The following is a 17,556-nucleotide window of genomic DNA, read 5'->3' as shown; positions in this document are numbered from 1 at the left end:
TGCAACGAGATATAACCTTACCCAAGAATCCCGTGATTGCAAAATCGGGGTCCTAGGTCCCGCGCAAGATCCTCCGGCGCATTTCCAGTTCCATCAATTCCCGGTTGATCTGCGCATATTCTTCACCCTCAGGTTCCATTTCCGCACGCTGCAGCCGGCCGATGAGCTCGGCCTTGCGGTGTGTGATTTGAAGCTCAATCAATCCATTGATGATGTCGGCGCAGTAGCGGTTCAGGCTGTGCTCATCCGATGCCGGAATGCTGGTCACGGCAAGTTCCGAGACGAAGCTGCGCAATTGCTCCGGGACTTCGTTGCGGATCACTTCAACCCAAGAGGTCGCCGAAGCTCCTGCACTGGAAGCGGCAACGATCCCGTCGTGGACAGCCGAGTGGGCCGGGGCCAGGAACCGGGCCTCGTAGAACGCCTGCCATTGCTCGTCCTTCAGCCGTTGCGGCTGCTGGATGACAACTTCCAGTGCCTGCCGTTCAAGGCGCATCACCGGGTCTCGGTGATCAGGGCGTTCGAAGGCCGGCGCGGCCGGGATGGCCGGTTCGGCTTCGCCTGGCTGCGGGCGCGGTGCCTGCAGTTCAGCGTTTTTCGGCAACCGGGCGCGCTTGATGGAGGCGCCGACCGAGCGGTTAACGTCTTCGTTGTTCATTCCCAGCCAACCGGCCAGCTCACGGGCATACGCCGGACGAATGGCGGAGTCGCGGATCTGCGCAACGATCGGAGCGGTCTGGCGCAAGGCCTGGACGCGTCCTTCAACGGTGTTCAGATTGAATTTCTTCAGTTCGGCACGGATGGCGAATTCGAACAGCGGACGCTTGAGCTCAATGAGCTCGCGTACCGCTTCATCGCCGCGGTGCAAGCGCAGATCGCAGGGGTCGGCACCGGTTGGCTCAACGCACACATAGGTCTGGGCGATGAACCGCTGGTCCTCCTCGAACGCACGCAGCGCGGCCTTCTGCCCCGCGGCGTCGCCGTCAAAGGTGAAGACCACTTCGCCTCCGGTGCCGTCATCCTGCAGCAGGCGGCGGGCAATCTTGATGTGGTCGGTGCCGAACGCGGTACCGCAGGTGGCCACCGCGGTGGTGATGCCAGCCAGATGGCAGGCCATCACATCGGTGTAGCCTTCCACCACGACAATCTGCCGGTTCTTGGAAATCTGCTTCTTGGCCAGGTCGATGCCGTAAAGCACCTGGGACTTCTTGTAGAGCTGGGTCTCCGGGGTGTTCAGGTACTTTGGCCCCTGGTCGTCCTCGTAGAGCTTGCGCGCACCGAAGCCGATGGTTGCCCCCGACAGGTCGCGGATCGGCCACATGACCCGTCCGCGGAACCGGTCGTAGATGCCGCGGTTGCCTTCGGAGAACATGCCGGTGAGCTTCAGCTCGTCATCGACGAAGCCCTTGGAACGCAGGTGCTTGAGCAGCGAATCCCAGCCCTTGGGCGCATAGCCTACCGTGAATTGGGCTGCGACTTCCGCGTCGAAGCCGCGGCCGGCGAGGAACTCGCGGCCCGCGGCGCCTTCATCGGTGGCCAGCTGCTCGCGGAAGAATTCCTCGGCGACCTTGTGCGCGTCGACCAGGCGCTGGCGCTTGCCGTAGTCCTCGCGGCGCGGCCCCGGTCCCCCGTCCTCGTAGTGCAGCTCGTAGTTGATCCGGGCTGCGAGCAGTTCCACCGTTTCGGTGAACGAGGAATGGTCCATTTTCTGGATGAAGGCAATGACATCGCCGGACTCGCCGCAGCCGAAGCAATGGAAGGTGCCCAGCTGCGGGCGGATATGGAAGGACGGGCTGCGTTCGTCGTGGAAAGGGCACAGGCCCTTGTACGAGCCGATGCCCGCGGATTTGAGCGTGACGTAGGATTCGACAACCTCGCGGAGGTCGGTGCGGTTGCGCACCTCGTCGATATCTTCACGCTTGATCAGCCCTGCCATGATTCCCTTCTAGAACAACTTTGCGTCAGGGGCTTCGCCCTTGACCAGATACGAGTGCCACTCGGTGGCCGACAGGTCGGTGAGCGAGGCGACCTGGTCAATCACCACGCGCAGCTGCGCGGCCTCATCAGCGGCGTCCTCCCAGTCGGCTGCGAAGATCGGCTCCAGGTTGTCCCGGCCGGTCTCGAAGAGCAGCTGAACCAGTTCGGCCAGCAGCATGCGCTGGTCCTCGTAGAGCGGCTGGCGCACCTCGGAGGTCATCACGTAGCTGGCGGCGATGCCCTTCATCACGGCAATCTCATGCTCGGTTTCCTCGGGCACGATCAGGCTCGCGTTGTAGCGGGTGAGCTTGCCGTCCCCGTAGCGGGCACGGGTGGCATCCATGGCGGCGGCGGCGAAACGGCCAATGAACTGGCTGGTCATGTCCTTCAGCGCGGCCATGGAACGCCGCGAGCCGTCAAAGTGGGCAACCCACTCCTCGCTGGCTTCCAGGCGGCGCAGCGCAGCATCGATATCGGCCTCGTCGGTCATCGGCAGGTACCAGTCCTTGGTCACCTGCAGCGCACGCTCGCGCTGCAGGTCCTGCTTGAGCCAACGCAGCTGCAGCTTGCCGCCGACAATTGCGTCTTCCACATCATGCACGGAGTAGGAAATGTCGTCAGCCAGGTCCATGACCTGGCCTTCCATGCAGACTGCTCCCGCCGTGGCCTCCGGAACATTGCGCAGCCACGCGAAAATCGTCGCGTCATCTTCATAGACGCCGAACTTCTTGGTCTTCTTGCCGTTGACTTCGGGGGCATCAGCCTTCAACCACGGGTACTTGCATGCCGCGTCCAGCGAAGCGCGCGAGAGATTCAGCCCGGCCGAATGCCCATTGTGCCTGAAGGTCTTCGTTTCCAGGCGGGTCAGCAAGCGCAGCGTCTGCGCGTTGCCCTCAAACCCGCCGATGTCCTTGGCGACCTTGTCCAGGGCTTTTTCCCCATTGTGGCCGAAGGGCGGATGGCCCAGATCGTGTGCCAAGCAGGCGGTATCAACGACATCCGGATCGCAGCCCAGGGCTGCACCGAGCTCGCGGCCCACTTGGGCCACTTCCAATGAGTGCGTCAGCCGATTGCGTACGAAGTCATTCTGGTTCGGTGCCACAACCTGGGTCTTGGCACTCAAACGGCGCAATGCAGAGGAATGCAGCACGCGGGCACGGTCCCGCTCAAACGCGGTGCGGTACGACTTCTTTGCTGGTTCAGGCACCCACCGTTGCTGGTCGGCTTCGGTATATCCGGGGATCTGAGTCATGGTTCCCAGTCTAGTGAGTGATTGCCTGCATTTCGGAGTTATCCACTAGTGGCGTAGCCGTGGCCAGCGAATGGGACCTAGCCGCCGGAAATATCCAGTTCGGCGGCCTTGATCATTTCGCGGTGGGCGTCGCTCATCACGCGGTTATCCAGCCAGCCGTCGGGCACGTGGGTCTTCTTCGGGTGGCCGGCGCGGCCACGGGTGCCCTCAGCGCCCTCGCCCGGGTACGGCAGGTCCAGATCCAGCTGGTCCAGCAGTTCGCGCAGGCGGGCCAGGGATGGCACCTGGGCCAGCTGCGAGCGGATCTCGCCGCCGACCGGGTAGCCCTTGAAATACCAGGCGATGTGCTTGCGGATATCGCGCATGCCCTTGCCCTCATCCTCGAAGAACTCGGTGAGCAACTCGCCGTGGCGGTACACGGTGTCAGCCACCTTGCGCACCCCGGGACGGAAACGGTCCTCGCGGCCCTCGAAGGCAGCCTGCAGGTCGCCGAAGATCCATGGGCGGCCCTGGCAGCCGCGGCCCACCATAATGCCGGCGGCACCGGTCTGCTCCACCATCTCGATGGCGTCCTCGGCGCTGAAGATGTCGCCGTTGCCCAGCACCGGCATATCATCCATGGCCTCGCGCAGGGTGGCGATGGCCGACCAGTCGGAGTGGCCGGCATAGTACTGGCCAGCGGTGCGCGCATGCAGGGTCACTGCGGCGGCGCCGTGGTCGCGGGCGATCTTGGCGGACTCCAGGTAGGTCACGTGGTCCTTGTCGATGCCGATGCGCATCTTCACGGTCAGCGGGATATCGCCCTTGGCGGCCTCCGACGTCGCAGCCTCGATGATCGAGGTGTAGAGGTCGGTCTTCCAGGGCAGGGCCGAGCCTCCGCCCTTGCGGGTGACCTTGGGGACCGGGCAGCCGAAGTTCAGATCAACGTGGTCCGCCAGGTTCTCATCGACCACCATGCGCACGGCGGCACGCACGGTTGCCGGATCCACGCCGTAGATCTGGATGGAGCGGATCTCTTCATCGGGGTCGTGCGAAATGATGCGCAGGGATTCGGGGTTGCGTTCCACCAGCGCGCGGGCGGTGACCATTTCGGTCACGTACAGCCCGCCGCCGTATTCACGGCAGAGGCGGCGGAAGGCGCGGTTGGTCACGCCAGCCATCGGAGCAAGGACCACCGGGGTATCAATGGTCAGCTTGCCCAGCTGCAGCGGTGGCAGCTTGAGGGTCGGAGTGTTGGTGGGCGCATCAGTCAGGGTCGTCACCCATCCATTGTCTCGCATGAACGCAAATCGGGAACTGAGATCTTGATCAAACTGTGTTCCCGAGGTGCTGGATTATTCTCCTATTGTGGACAAAAATGGTGCAATGACAAGTAAATTTTCGGCGGCGCGGGCGGTTCTGCTCGCCTTGGCCGCCGTCATTGTGGCTTTGGTTATAGCCGCGCTGCTCGTGGTTTCGCTGCGCCCGGCACCACAGGTCCACGCGGAGAACACCCCCGAAGGGGTCGTGCAGCGGTATCTGATGGCCTTCAAAGCCGAGGATTTGCCTGCCATGCAAGGCTATGTCATGGAGGGCGAATCCAGGACGCTGTGCAATCCGGAGCCCTATGCCACGCAGCCGCTGGACGTGCAGCTGCTCAGCAGCACCGTGGGCACTGCGAGCGCTACCGTCCACACGAGGTTCGATTCCGGGGATGCCAGATTCCTGCCCTGGCCGGATCTGTCCTCCTACGAGGATGCCTTCGAGCTGCGCAAGGTCAACGGGACCTGGCTGATCGACCGCATGCCATGGCAGGTCGGACTGTGCACCGCCGAGGAGATGGGCTACTGATGGCCACCACTACTGCTCCAGCGCCGCTGTCGCGAAGCGGCAGCGTGCTGCGTCCGGTGATCCTCCACGGACTGCTGTTCATCTTGCTGATGGTCGTGGCCACCGGCCTGGCCGCCTTGCTCACCGCGCTGTTCCATGGCTTCGATGCGCAGCAGGTCAGCACCGAACAGCTGGCGATGGCCTGGGCGTTCAGCTTGGTCGGGATCCCGTTGGCCTGGTTGCTGTGGCGCTCCATCCGCAAGCGGCTGGCCCACCCGGCGGCCTTCGATTCGGCGATCTGGTCCTTGCAGGCCTCGGCCGCGTATCTTGCGACGCTGGCTGCCAGCAGCTGCGCCGCGTTGGCGGTGCTCTCGGGACTGGTCGCCCCTTCCACTCAGGGGGCGTGGCAGCCAACCCTGGGCACGGCTTTGGGATGGGGAGCGGTGTGCGCCTGGCAGCACCACCAGGTCGTGGTTGCGCGGACCGCGCCACGGCAATTCGCGCATCTGGCCGCGGCGGTGGGGAACTACTTCAGCATGGTGCTCGTCGCGCTGTCGCTGGTGGCCACGCTCAAGGCTGCACTGGAAATCCTGGTCCGTCCGGACAACACATTGGCAGGTCCTACCGGCATGCGGCATCTGCTGGTTGCGGTGATCTGGCTGGCTGGCGCCACGGCACTGTGGTTCTGGCATTGGAAATTGCGCCGCGTGCAGAAAATGTCCGATCCCTTCAACGACATCCTGTTGATCGCTCTGGGACTGGCCGCACCGGCACTGGCGCTCCTGCTCTCGGGCGCCAAGCTGTTTTCCTGGGCGTGGCCGCAAGCGTGGACCGCCCAGGAACGCGCCGGGCTTTTCCTCGCAGGCGGTCCAGAGCTGCTGGCCATCGTGGTGGCGGCCGCGGTGATCTGGATCTACCACCAATTGCAATTGCGTTCCGGGTTGCGCTCGACTTCCATAGTGAACGCGGCACGCCTGGTGCTTGGCGGGATCGGCCTGGCGGTGCTGGCCACCGGCTTGGGGATGGTGGTCAATGCGCTCTTCGCGGCGATAGCGGCCAGCGTCACGGTGGAATACTCGGCGGGATTGCTGGGCCATGGCCTGGGACTGCTCATCCTCGGGGCGGCGGTGTGGGTTGCCTATTTCAAGCCGTTCAAGCCTTCGCCGGCGGATTCCCGCGGCGTCTACCTGGTCTTGTTCTTCGGAGCCAGTTCCGTGGTCGCCCTGATTTCCCTGCTGGTCCTCGGATACCGGATTTTCGAATACTACCTGGGATCCGAGACTCGCCTCGATTCCCTCCTGGACACCGTGCGGGCCCCGCTGGGCTGGCTGGTCGCGACCGCTGCCGTGGCTGGCTACCACTTCGTGCTGTGGCGTGCGGACAAGCAGTCCAAGGCCGAGGCTTCCGGCGTATCCGCGGTGGACCACAGCTCGGTGACGCGCCGTGCCGTGATCATCGTCGGGCCAGCTGCTTCCGAGCCGATGGCCGCGCAGCTCGTAGCGCGGCCCGAGCTGTCGGTGACGTGGGTTGCTTCGGCCGGTCCGGCCTTGGATGACCGGGCCGAGGTGTCGGTGCTGGCGAGAATCGAAGAATATCTGGACTGCGAGTCCGGGCCGTTGCTGGCCATCGCCAACGACGATGGCACCGTGCAGTTCACCGATCTGGCCTAGGCCAAAAGGCCCAGCAGCACTCCCCCGAGCCCCGAGATGGCAACCACGATCCATGGTGCCGTCTTCCAGGCGGTCAGCAGGACGAAGCAGAGCAGCGCCAGCACGAACGCGGGAGCGGAAGTAATCGCCGAGGTGAAGACCGGATCGTAGAGGGCGGCGGCCAGCACACCGACCACTGCCGCGTTGGCGCCGCGCAGGATGGCACGTGCCGCCGGCCAGTGGCTCACCCGGTTCCAGAATGGCAGCACGCCCAGCAGCAGCAGGAATCCCGGAAGGAAGATGGCCAGCAAGGCAATGGCCGAGCCGAGCACTCCGCCGGGGCCTGATTCAACGAGGACGCCGAGGTAGGCGGCAAAGGTGAACAGCGGTCCGGGGACTGCCTGGGCGGCGCCGTAGCCGGTGAGGAAATCCTGCGAGCTGATCAGCCCGGGATCCACGACTGCGCTTTGGAGCAGCGGCAGCACCACATGGCCGCCGCCGAAGACCAATGCGCCGGAGCGGTAGAACGCATCGATGAACGCCAGCAGATCCCAGCCGGTAGCCCAGGCAGCCAGCGGCAACCCGACAAGCATGAGGGCGAACAGCGCCAGGCAACTGATCCCCAAGGTCCGCGAGACCGGGAACCGCAGTGCCGACGCTGGACCCGAATCCGCATCACGGCACCAGAAGTACCCTGCCGCGGCGCCGAATGCAATGGCCAGCAGCTGCCCGAAGAATCCCGCCAAGAGCAGTGCAGAGGCCGCGGCCGCCACGGCGATGGCTGCACGGGTCCGGTCCGGTGCCAGGTTCCTGGCCATGCCGGACACCGCCTGGGCGATGATGGCGACCGCAACGATTTTCAGGCCGGTCAGCAGCCCGGTTCCGGCAGGGCCGGTAAACAGCGACGCACCGAAGGCGAAGACTGCGAGCAGAACCGCTGAGGGAAGGGTGAAGGCGAGGAATGCCGCCAAGGCTCCGCGCAGGCCGGCGCGGTGCAGGCCGAGGCCGAAACCTACCTGGCTGGAGGCCGGGCCGGGCAGGAACTGGCCCAGCGCGACCAGCTGGGCGTATTGCTGGTCATCCAGCCAGCGGCGCCGGTCCACCAGTTCGGTGCGGAAGTATCCCAAGTGGGCGATGGGACCGCCGAAAGAAGTAAGGCCGAGCTTGAGGAAGACCTTGAAGACTTCGCCCGCCGATCCTTTGTCCAGCTGCTGTGATTCCATGGATTCCAGCATAGGCGGAGAAAGGAAACGGACGGTGAACACCCACCGCCCGGCACGCTACTCGCGCACTTCCAGCGGCCTGCGTCCGCTGGATTCCTGTGCGCTGCGCGCCCCGGAGATCGAGGCCAGGCCAACGGCGAGCAGCGTCAGCACGGTGCCCATGACGGTGGCCGCGGTGACGGAGGAACCCGGGGCTGGGAAAAGCACATCCATGAGCAGCGAGCCGGCCAGCTGTCCGCCCACCGCCGCGAGGCTGGTGACCAGCACTCCGAGCCGTTTGACCACCAGCGCGGTGATGCCCACGAACAGGCAGCCGAGCAGCCCGCCGATGTAGTACCACCACTGGCCGGGCAGCGGATGCAGCTTCGCGCCGGCCGGCAGCCGCACCAGCATCACCGCCGCCAGTACCAGGAACCCGACGGAGAAGTTCACCAGGGTTGCCGCCGTGGCGCCGCCATAGGCTGCCGCTTGCACGCCGTTGGCGGCGGCTTGGAAGCCCATGAGCATGCCGACGGCTGCCGAGAGCGCCATCGGCACCAGCAGCGATGCGAGCTGCGCATCCGCGCCGCGCGGGCTGACCGCCCAGATCACTCCGGCAATGGTCAGCACCACGCCGAGGATGCGCATGGCATTGATCTTGCGCGGTTCGGCCCCGCCAAAGCCCACCCGGTCCATGAGCATGGAACCGATTGCCTGCCCGGTCACCAGGCAGACGGTGAACAGCGCCACGCCGATGAGCGGCACCGCGGCGGCCTGGCTGAAGACCACCAGCGCGCCCACCGCGCCGGCCACCAGGTACCACCGCGGGAAACTGCCCCGGGCCAGTGCGCGCGGCACCAGCCGCACCGTGTTGCGCACCCGGGGGACGGCGATCGCCAGCAGGATCAATGCCGCCAAGCCGACGCCGAAGCTGATGGTTGATGCCGCCATGGCATCTCCCAGCTTCGCGCCCAGCGCCCCGTTGATGCGCGACTGCACGCACAGCAGCAGGCCCGAAGCGATGGCAAGCAGGATGAACAGGAGCTTTCCGCCGGTGCGGACCGGCGTGGCGGGGATGGTGCTGGTGGTCAACGGGGTTCTTTCAGGGATCTGGAGGATGGCTCGGCAACGCAAGAACGGGACCCGCCTGGCGGGTCCCGTTCTGTCTGGCATTACTTCGCCGCGTCGCTGGCGAGGATATGCGTCGTGGAAATGACGGTGGCCTGCTCAACCGCTGCCAACGCGTCGATCAGCGAGGAGAGGACAAACATCGACGAGTCGACTTCCAGCTTCACCGGGTACTGGTGGATCAGCATGGCGACCATGTCGCGCACCGCTTCGGCCACCTCGTCATCGCTGAAGGCCGGATTATGGCCCACCAGCACGTCGGTCGGGGCGTTCTCGCGGGCCGGCACGTAGCTCACCGCGAAGGCCAGCGGCACGCCGCCCTCGCGCTTGGGCTTGTCGCGCAGCACCAGTGCGCCCTGCGCGCCGGTGTGCTCATCGAGCAGCATGCGCTGCGCCGAGCCTACGGTCATCTTGGCCGGATCCCAATCGGTGTGCACCGCATTGTAGAAGTCCATCACCAGCTTGGTCAGCTCGACGCTGCCGGTGGACAAGTCCTCGATCACCCGGTCGTTGGTGTCGAACACCGGCTCGGCCAGCGCTCCCGGTTCCAGCACGACATCGCGCGAGACCTGGATTTCGCCCAGGCCCAGCGACTGGCAGAAGCCGGCCGCCGCGGTGGCCGGATCTCCGGGAGTCACGGTGTAGCGGGCCTTGAGCTCCTGCGCCTGGCCTGCCGGGATCTGCTGGCGCAGCTGCTGCACCAGCGCGGTGCCCACGCCGGAACGGCGCTGCTCGGCAGCCACCTCGACATAGAGCCAGAGGCGCTGCGGATGCAGCGAGGAGGCGAATACCACGCCGGCGCCGATGGCCACGCCGTCAACCGTGGCCACCAGCGTGCGGGAGAACGGCGCATCGCTGTTCTCGCGCAGCATGGTGCGGTCCTGGTGGGCCTGCGGCGAGCGCGGGTCCCCGAAGATCTGCAGCAGCTCCAGGTCGTCGCCGGAACGCCAGGGACGGAATTCCAGTTCGTTCATCGGGCTCTAGGCTCCGTTCAGGCGCTCGGAAAGGTAGGCGGTGACCTGGTCCAGGGACACGCGTTCCTGGGACATGGTGTCGCGTTCGCGGATCGTCACTGCCTGGTCTTCGAGGGTGTCGAAGTCCACGGTGATGCAGAACGGGGTGCCGATCTCGTCCTGGCGGCGGTAGCGGCGGCCGATCGCGCCGGCATCGTCGAAGTCGATGTTCCAACGCTTGCGCAGCTCGTTGGCCAGGTCCTTTGCCTTCGGCGAGAGGTTCTCGTTGCGGCTCAGCGGCAGCACGGCGGCCTTGACCGGGGCCAGGCGCGGATCGAGCTTGAGCACGGTGCGCTTGTCCACCCCGCCCTTGGTGTTCGGTGCCTCGTCCTCGGTATAGGCATCGACCAGGAACGCCATCATCGAACGGGTCAGGCCGAAGGACGGCTCGATCACGTACGGGGTGTAGCGTTCCCCGGTGGCCTGGTTGAAGTAGGACAGCTCGGAGCCCGAAGCCTTGGCGTGGCTCGACAGGTCGTAGTCGGTGCGGTTGGCGACACCCATCAGCTCGCCCCACTCCGAGCCGGCGAAGCCGAAGCGGTATTCGAAGTCGATGGTGCCTGCCGAGTAGTGGGCGCGCTCGTCTTCGGGCACGTCGAACTGGCGCAGGTTCTCTTCCTTGATGCCCAGGTCGATGAACCATGCCCAGCAATCCTTGACCCACTGGTCGAAGAACTTCGGTGCGTCTTCCGGTGCGGTGAAGAACTCGATTTCCATCTGCTCGAACTCGCGGGTGCGGAAGATGAAGTTGCCCGGGGTGATTTCGTTGCGGAAGGCCTTGCCGATCTGGCCAATGCCGAATGGCGGCTTCTTGCGGCTGGCGGTGAGCACGTTGGCGAAGTTCACGAAGATGCCCTGCGCGGTTTCCGGACGCATGTAGGCCAGGCCGGCTTCGGAATCAACTGGGCCCAGGAAGGTCTTCATCAACCCGGAGAACATCTGCGGCTCGGTGAACTGGCCCTTGGTGCCGCAGTCGGGGCAGGCGATCTCGCTCATGCCGTCCTTGGGCGCACGGCCCTTCTTGGCTTCGAAGGCCTCGATCAGGTGGTCCTGGCGGTGGCGCTTGTGGCACTGGATGCATTCGACCAGCGGGTCGGTGAAGGTGGCTACGTGGCCCGATGCTTCCCAGACGGCCTTGGGCAGGATGATCGAGGAGTCCAGGCCCACCATGTCCTCGCGGCCGCGAACGAAGTTCTGCCACCACTCGCGCTTGATGTTTTCCTTCAGTTCGGTGCCCAGGGGTCCGTAATCCCATGCGGAACGGGAACCACCGTAGATCTCACCGGCCTGGAAAACGAATCCTCGACGCTTTGCGAGGGAAATAACCTGGTCTAGCTTGGACTGTGGCGCCATATCAACTCCAATGGGACTTACGAGGCCGCTGGTTGCGGTCCGTAGAAAAATACATACATTTCAAGGGTATCGTTTCAACGCCCTGCGCACGAAGCCGAATCAGGTAACGCTGGCGTGAACTTCCACGCCTTTGGGCCATATCCACGGTGCAGGCCGGTTATATAGGGAAGAATGGAAGCCATGAGTGCCAATGAAGCTTTTGACCTAGAAATCCGTGACGAGTCCATCCGTTTGGGCCAGCTGCTCAAGCTCGCCTCGCTGACAGAGGACGGCATCCACGCCAAGGAAATGATTTCCGAGGGAATTGTCACCGTCAACGGCGAGGTGGACACCCGCCGCGGGGCGCAGATCCGCCCCGGCGACGTGGTGTGCGTGAACGGCGGATGCGTGCGCGTCACCGCCCAGCCGTAGGTAGCCCTTCTTCAGGACGACCTTGTTGAGGAAGCCGGCAACGTCCTGGATTTCTTCCATGCACACCGAGTGGCCGATCTGCGGGTAGGTTTCGCTGGTCAATTCGGTGTGCCCCGGAACCCAGCCCAGGGTGTATTCGATCTTGTCCCGGGTGATCACCGGGTCAATTTCAAAGCATGAAAATGATCTAGATGTTTGGGTAGTCTAATTATCCTCGGTCAAGTCCAAGGTAGTTTTAGCAACGACCAAGCTTCGTTTGGATACATAACGTTGGCGCTGGGTAAAGGCGCTGCCTCGGCCTGAAGTGGCATGTGGCAGATCATCCCTTAGCGACATATGTCCAGAATAATGATTGCCAACCCTTGTCAGTTTGAATACCTTGTACTTTTCGTAACCCCACCCATAATGAGCACCTTCATTTAGGGACCATAAGATTAATTCACCAAGTTTCTTGTCGGCTCTATTCCCCGAATCAACGAGCTGATGCGCGTGAGATTCGGTCCACTCAACATCGTCACGAATCCATTCAATTTTAGGGACTTCTTTTCTGATCGATGAGTTCTCATAGAATGCCAAATATTCAACGTCACGAAAGTGACGACCTGCTTGGCACACATAGAATGGCTGCTCTTTATACACTTCCCAAGCAACATTTCCGGCTACGACCACAACGTCTTTAGTTTTGACAGGGCACTCCGAGTGGATCTCCTCCCAACGGGTTGCTTGTCGCATCCATTTCTCAGCCAGCGGCGACACGAAACCTGCAGTCTCGAAAATTCGCTCCATTTCTGTCAAAACATTGCTCTGCCTAAGTGAGTCATGGTGGGCTAATTTATTCCGAAATTTACGTATTTTGTTCAACGAGCCTTGAATTTGATTACGTTTCCCCAGACCATAAGGGAACGCTTTATGAAGGCACTGATCCCACAGATTCTGTTCACTCGCAACCAATAGCGATTCCCAAAATCCAAAATTCTGTCCCGCTATAATTTGGTCTCGAGTTTTCCGCAGAGTTCCATCAGATTCTTCCTTGGCTAATCGTTGGCTTACGACATCTATTCCGTTCTGTTGCCGCTCGTTCAGCCACCCCATGGTGAACCATGGAATTCCGCGTTCTTTTTCCTTAAAATGCAATTGCAATTGAGCGTCGATCGCATTCCGAACGACAACTTCTAACTGAGCCACGGAGACCATAGCTTCGGATGCCATTCGTCCGTTCCATTCATAGTATTCTCGGGCCTTCTGCTCATCGCCTTCGGCCTCAGCTAGAAACGGTTCTAGCCGTGGCCACGACAGCAATTCTGCCAAGTCATCAAAGGGAACTTCATTGCTTTCAACTCCGGCCACTGGAACACCGTCCGATTCATTACTTCGTTGCTACCGCTAACTTAATCTGCTACGATGATGCTATCGAAATACCCCGGTGGGCCTCTCAATATGAAGTCGCCGGGGTTCTTTTTTGCCCTTCGGATTATTTGTCCTTCAGGACGACCCTGTTGAGGAAGTCGGCAACGTCCTGGATTTCTTCCATGCACACCGAATGGCCGATCTGCGGGTAGGTTTCGCTGGTCAATTCGGTGTGCCCCGGAACCCAGCCCAGGGTGTATTCGATCTTGTCCCGGGTAATCACCGGGTCGGCCAGGTCGCGGCCCCAGAACATCGGCAGCGGCTTGTCCGCCAGCTTCGCGTCATCGAATAGATCCAGATGCTTGGGATCCACCGCAAAGCCGGAGAGCCCCACCACTGCCTCAATGGCATCGCGCTGGTAGCGGGCCAATGAGGTGGCCATGGCCATGCCCTGGGAGAAGCCGAGCAGGGTGATCGACGAGTGCTGCTGGGACAGCGGTTCCAGCAGCGCCCAGAGCGCTTCGACGCTGCGTGCCACCGACTCGATGGAGTAGTTGATTTCCTGGGTCAGCGGGAACCAGCTGTACCCCGGTCCTGCCTGCAGCGGTGCGCGCACCGAGAGGTAGGTGAACTCTTCGGGCAGTTGCTGCGAGAGCCCCATGAGGTCTTGCTCGTTGGAGCCGTAGCCGTGCAGGAACACCAGCAGCGGAGTTCCTAGGCGGGATTCGTCGTTGCGGGAGATGATGGCTACCGGAGCCTGGTCTTGGTATGTCATAGTTCCCCAAGACTATCGAACAGCGACGCGCTGTTCCGGCGGTTCCACAGAGCGCTGCCATCGTATCCCGGCACTCGCGTGGAGCCATGAGCCTTTGCCGGCGCGCCGGGATGCCCTGGGCGGGTAGAGTGGTGCCCACCGAATCATCCTCTAGAATGATTGACTAGAAGTTACCCTTTGGTAACAATGGATTCGTGCCCAACGACATTGCTTCCGAACCGTCAAACACCGCCGATTCCCCGCTCCATCCATGGCGCCGCTATGTCGCCATCGGGGACTCGTTCACCGAGGGCATCGGCGACCCCGATCCATCGAGCGCAGGAAGGCACCTTGGCTGGGCCGACCGCTTGGCCCAGGAGCTCAGCCGTACCGTCCCGGACTTCGCCTATGCCAATCTCGCCATCCGCGGCCGGCTCATCGGACAGATCGTGGCCGAACAGCTCGATCCCTGCATCGACCTGAAGCCGGACCTGATCTCGCTGTGCGCGGGCGGCAACGACGTGCTGCGCCCGGGCGGCGATCCAGACAAGATTGCCGACATCCTCGACGACGCGGTAGCCAAGCTCACCGCCACCGGTGCCACGCTCCTGCTCTTCACCGGGCCCGATATCCGCGATACCCCGGTCCTTGGAAGCATCCGCGGCAAGGTGGCGATCTACAACGAGAACGTGCGCACCGTCGCTGCCCGGCATGACGCCATCGTTGCCGACATGTGGGCATTGCAGGAATTGCACCAGTCCCAGATGTGGGCGCCTGACCGCCTGCACTTCTCCCCCATCGGCCACCAGCGCATTGCCGCCATGGCACTCGACTCGCTGAACGTCCCGCATCAGCTGGATACCGACATCGTTCCGGTCGTGGATGAGCGCAGCTGGCGCGAAGCACGCAAGGAGGATCTGCAGTGGGCCCGCGAGCATCTGGCGCCCTGGGTGCTGCGCCGCCTGCGCCACCAGTCCTCCGGTGACGGCATCACCCCGAAACGGCCTTCGGCTACGCCGTTCGCAGATGCCAAGCCCAACGACTCGCTCGGTGCCGGCGACAGCGCCAAGTAGCAAGAAAGACTGAAGCGGTTCCGCCGATTACTGGCGGAACCGCTTCAGTCTTTAAAGGCTTGCCAAACTTCGCCCAGATTCTAGTCTCCGAAGACCAAGGTCCGAAGCACCCCATCCAGCTGCGTCGCATCGGTCAAGAATCCGTCATGGCCAATGGGCGAATCGATGTAGTGCACCGGCTTCGGCTTGGCCAGCGACGAGGCCAGCTTCACCGACTGCTCGGGGAAGTACAAGCGGTCGGTGGTAACCGCGGCAACCACCACGTTGGCCTTCTCCAAGCGCGCCAGGGCGGCCTCCAGGGATTCATGGCCACGAGCAACATCGTGGCTCATCAGCGCCTCGGTCAGCACCAGATAGCTGTTCGCGTCGAAACGATTCACCAGCTTGCTAGCCTGATGGTCGAGGTAGCTTTCCACCTGGTATCGCCCGCGCGGCCCGTCCAGCTGGCCCGTCGGCTTCTCGCCATCCTGCGGATTGCGCGAGAAACGGGTTTCCAGCTCGGCCTCGGAACGGTAGGTGATGTGGGCCAGGCGGCGAGCCAGGCCGAGACCGGCGTCAGGACGGGCATCGTTGCCGTAGTAATCGCCATTGCAGAAGTGCGGATCCAAGCGGATGGATTGGGTTTGCACCTGCGCAAAGGCAATTTGCTCGGCAGTCGCCTGGGCGCTAGAGGCCATCACGACCAGGTTCTTGACCTGCTCGGGGAACTCGACAGCGTATTCCAGCGCGCGGGCACCGCCCATCGAACCGCCGATGACCGCATGCCAGGATTCGATTCCCAGCTGCTTGGCCAGCCGCGCCTCGAGGCGCACCGAGTCCTTGATGGTGACGAAAGGGAATCTGGAGCCGTAAGGCAGGCCCTGCTCGTCCAAGGACGAGGGGCCGGTGGATCCATTGCAACCACCCACCATGTTGATGGACACGACAAAGTACTCATTGGTGTCAACCGTGGCGCCGGGGCCAACGAAGCCTTCCCACCAGCCGGCGCTGTGCGAATCGCCTTGCGCGACGTGGGCGTCACCGGTGAGTGCATGCATCACCAGCACCGCGTTGGAGCCATCAGCTGCTAGCTTCCCCCACGTCTCGTAGGCCAGCACCACGTCGGGAAGGTATCCACCGAATTCAAAGTGGTACTCCCCCACGGAACTACGGCGCAAAATGCCGTCTTGTCCGCCAGCGAGCTCTTCGGCGCGCAGAGTCTCTTCAGTAGTCACAATGGATGGCATGCCTAGAGGGTTTCCTGCAATTCCTTGTTTTCAAGGGCCGCAACAGCTTCGAAGCCCAGCTCAAGATCGGCCAGGATGTCCTTGATGTTTTCCAGCCCGACGCTCAGCCGCACCAGTCCCGGGCTCACACCGGCGGCAATCTGCTCCGCTTCGGAGAGCTGGGCGTGGGTGGTGGAGGCCGGATGGATGACCAGCGAGCGCACGTCGCCGATGTTCGCGACGTTGGAGTGCAAGACCAGTGCGTCCACGAATGCCTGTCCGGCTTCCGCGCCGCCCTCCAGCTCGAAGGCGATGATCGAGCCAGCGCCGTGATCGCTGTACTTCTGCGCGCGCTCATGCCACGGAGAGGACTGCAGGCCGGCGTAGGCGACCTTCTGCACTTCCTCGCGGGCTTCGAGCCAGTTGGCAACTTCCACTGCGTTCTGGCCGTGGCGCTCGATGCGCAGCGACAGGGTTTCCAGGCCTTGGGCGATCAAGAACGCATTGAACGGCGCCACTGATGAACCCAGATCGCGCAGCAGCTGCACGCGTGCCTTGAGGATGTAGGCCAGATTCGCGCCGAGGATGCCGTTGATGCCCAGGTCGCGGGCGAAGACCAGGCCGTTGTAGGACTCGTCCGGGGTGTTGAATCCCGGGAAGCGTTCGGCGTCCTTGGCGAAGTCGAAGTTGCCCGAGTCCACGATGACCCCGGCGATGGCATTGCCGTGGCCGCCAAGGAACTTGGTGGCCGAATGGATCACGATATCGGCGCCCCACTCGATGGGGCGGATCAGGTATGGCGTGGCCAGGGTGTTGTCCACCAGCAGCGGCACGCCGGCTTCGTGGGCGATCTCCGAGATGCCCTCGATATCCAGCACGTCCTGCCGAGGATTGGAGATGCTTTCGCCGAAGAAGGCCTTGGTGTTCGGGCGCACCGCGGCACGCCATTCGTCCAGGTTGTCCGGGTCGGAGACGAAGCTGACTTCGATGCCCAAGCGCTTGAGCGTGTGCTTGAGCAGGTTCTGGGTTCCGCCGTACAGGCTCGGGCTGGCTACCAGATGGTCGCCGGCTTCGGCCAGGTTCAGGATGGCGAAGGTGGTGGCGGCCTGTCCCGAGGACAGCAGCAGCGCGCCAACGCCGCCTTCCAGATCAGCGATGCGGGTTTCCACGGCGTCGGTGGTCGGGTTGCCGATACGGGTGTAGATCGGTTCCAGTTCCTGCAACGCGAAACGGGCAGCGGCACTCTCGGCGCTCGGGAAGACAAAGGAAGTGGTTTGGAAAATCGGGAGAGCTCGCGCTCCGGTCGTCGGATCCGGGGTCTGGCCGGAATGGATCTGACGGGTTTCAAATGACCAGTTGTTGCTCATGGTTTCCTCCAAATAG

15 protein-coding genes are annotated in these 17,556 nt (G+C 63.0%); 4 read left to right on the top strand and 11 right to left on the bottom strand.

Going from position 1 to position 17,556, the window contains the following annotated elements:
* Positions 1-52 precede the first annotated feature (52 nt).
* From dnaG to dusB, 3 genes are all read right to left on the bottom strand, one after another.
* Positions 53-1,936 carry a DNA primase gene (gene dnaG / locus ATK23_RS01780; protein ID WP_066139455.1) on the bottom strand — a complete coding sequence of 628 codons (1,884 nt, stop codon included), beginning with the start codon at positions 1,934-1,936 and terminating at the stop codon, positions 53-55.
* Positions 1,937-1,945: 9 nt separating this feature from the next.
* Entirely contained in the window at positions 1,946-3,229 is a 1,284-nt protein-coding gene (locus ATK23_RS01775; RefSeq protein WP_066139457.1) for a deoxyguanosinetriphosphate triphosphohydrolase, read from the bottom strand.
* A 77-nt stretch (positions 3,230-3,306) separates the two neighbouring features.
* On the bottom strand, positions 3,307-4,509 hold the full coding sequence (gene dusB, locus ATK23_RS01770) for a tRNA dihydrouridine synthase DusB (RefSeq protein WP_066139460.1): 1,203 nt from the start codon (positions 4,507-4,509) through the stop codon (positions 3,307-3,309).
* 85 nt (positions 4,510-4,594) lie between these two features.
* On the opposite strand from dusB, the gene ATK23_RS01765 reads away from it, so the two are divergent.
* Both ATK23_RS01765 and ATK23_RS01760 read left to right on the top strand, forming a co-directional pair.
* A complete protein-coding gene (locus ATK23_RS01765) occupies positions 4,595-5,059 on the top strand; it encodes a hypothetical protein (RefSeq protein ID WP_066139462.1) in 465 nt (154 codons plus the stop codon).
* A complete protein-coding gene (locus tag ATK23_RS01760) occupies positions 5,059-6,708 on the top strand; it encodes a DUF5671 domain-containing protein (protein WP_066139465.1) in 1,650 nt (549 codons plus the stop codon). The genes ATK23_RS01765 and ATK23_RS01760 overlap by 1 nt, the downstream gene beginning before the upstream one ends.
* Here the strand turns inward: ATK23_RS01760 and chrA are convergent.
* From chrA to ATK23_RS01740, 4 genes are all read right to left on the bottom strand, one after another.
* Positions 6,705-7,910 (bottom strand): chromate efflux transporter, encoded by a 1,206-nt coding sequence (gene chrA / locus ATK23_RS01755; protein WP_083515534.1) that lies wholly within the window; start codon positions 7,908-7,910, stop codon positions 6,705-6,707. The genes ATK23_RS01760 and chrA overlap by 4 nt on opposite strands.
* 57 nt (positions 7,911-7,967) lie before the next feature.
* Complete coding sequence (locus ATK23_RS01750) at positions 7,968-8,981, bottom strand: DMT family transporter (protein WP_066139468.1); 1,014 nt, start codon at positions 8,979-8,981, stop codon at positions 7,968-7,970.
* Between the two features lie 80 nt (positions 8,982-9,061).
* On the bottom strand, positions 9,062-9,991 hold the full coding sequence (locus ATK23_RS01745; protein ID WP_066139471.1) for a GNAT family N-acetyltransferase: 930 nt from the start codon (positions 9,989-9,991) through the stop codon (positions 9,062-9,064).
* Between the two features lie 6 nt (positions 9,992-9,997).
* The gene (locus ATK23_RS01740) at positions 9,998-11,383 is read right to left on the bottom strand and encodes a glycine--tRNA ligase (protein ID WP_066139473.1); all 1,386 of its coding nucleotides are present in this window, start codon (positions 11,381-11,383) and stop codon (positions 9,998-10,000) included.
* A gap of 180 nt (positions 11,384-11,563) precedes the next feature.
* On the opposite strand from ATK23_RS01740, the gene ATK23_RS01735 reads away from it, so the two are divergent.
* Positions 11,564-11,794 (top strand): RNA-binding S4 domain-containing protein, encoded by a 231-nt coding sequence (locus ATK23_RS01735; RefSeq protein WP_083515494.1) that lies wholly within the window; start codon positions 11,564-11,566, stop codon positions 11,792-11,794.
* Positions 11,795-11,998: 204 nt separating this feature from the next.
* Here ATK23_RS01735 and ATK23_RS01725 read toward each other — a convergent pair whose 3' ends face one another.
* Positions 11,999-13,141, bottom strand: a complete 1,143-nt coding sequence (locus ATK23_RS01725; protein ID WP_066139479.1) for a hypothetical protein — start codon at positions 13,139-13,141, stop codon at positions 11,999-12,001.
* Between the two features lie 124 nt (positions 13,142-13,265).
* Complete coding sequence (locus ATK23_RS01720; RefSeq protein ID WP_066139482.1) at positions 13,266-13,916, bottom strand: alpha/beta hydrolase; 651 nt, start codon at positions 13,914-13,916, stop codon at positions 13,266-13,268.
* Positions 13,917-14,110: 194 nt separating this feature from the next.
* Between ATK23_RS01720 and ATK23_RS01715 the strand changes: the two genes are divergently transcribed.
* Positions 14,111-14,968 (top strand): SGNH/GDSL hydrolase family protein, encoded by an 858-nt coding sequence (locus ATK23_RS01715; protein ID WP_066139485.1) that lies wholly within the window; start codon positions 14,111-14,113, stop codon positions 14,966-14,968.
* A gap of 80 nt (positions 14,969-15,048) precedes the next feature.
* On the opposite strand, the gene metX is transcribed toward ATK23_RS01715, so the two are convergent.
* On the bottom strand, positions 15,049-16,194 hold the full coding sequence (gene metX, locus ATK23_RS01710; protein WP_066139488.1) for a homoserine O-acetyltransferase MetX: 1,146 nt from the start codon (positions 16,192-16,194) through the stop codon (positions 15,049-15,051).
* 2 nt (positions 16,195-16,196) lie between these two features.
* Positions 16,197-17,540: a bifunctional o-acetylhomoserine/o-acetylserine sulfhydrylase gene (locus ATK23_RS01705; RefSeq protein WP_066140316.1), complete on the bottom strand. Its 1,344-nt coding sequence runs from the start codon at positions 17,538-17,540 to the stop codon at positions 16,197-16,199.
* Between the last annotated feature and the right edge of the window lie 16 nt (positions 17,541-17,556).

Source organism: Glutamicibacter nicotianae (assembly GCF_002797775.1).
Taxonomy (GTDB): domain Bacteria; phylum Actinomycetota; class Actinomycetes; order Actinomycetales; family Micrococcaceae; genus Glutamicibacter; species Glutamicibacter nicotianae.
Note: the sequence above shows the minus strand (reverse complement) of the source record. Positions and strands in the feature narration are given on the sequence as shown.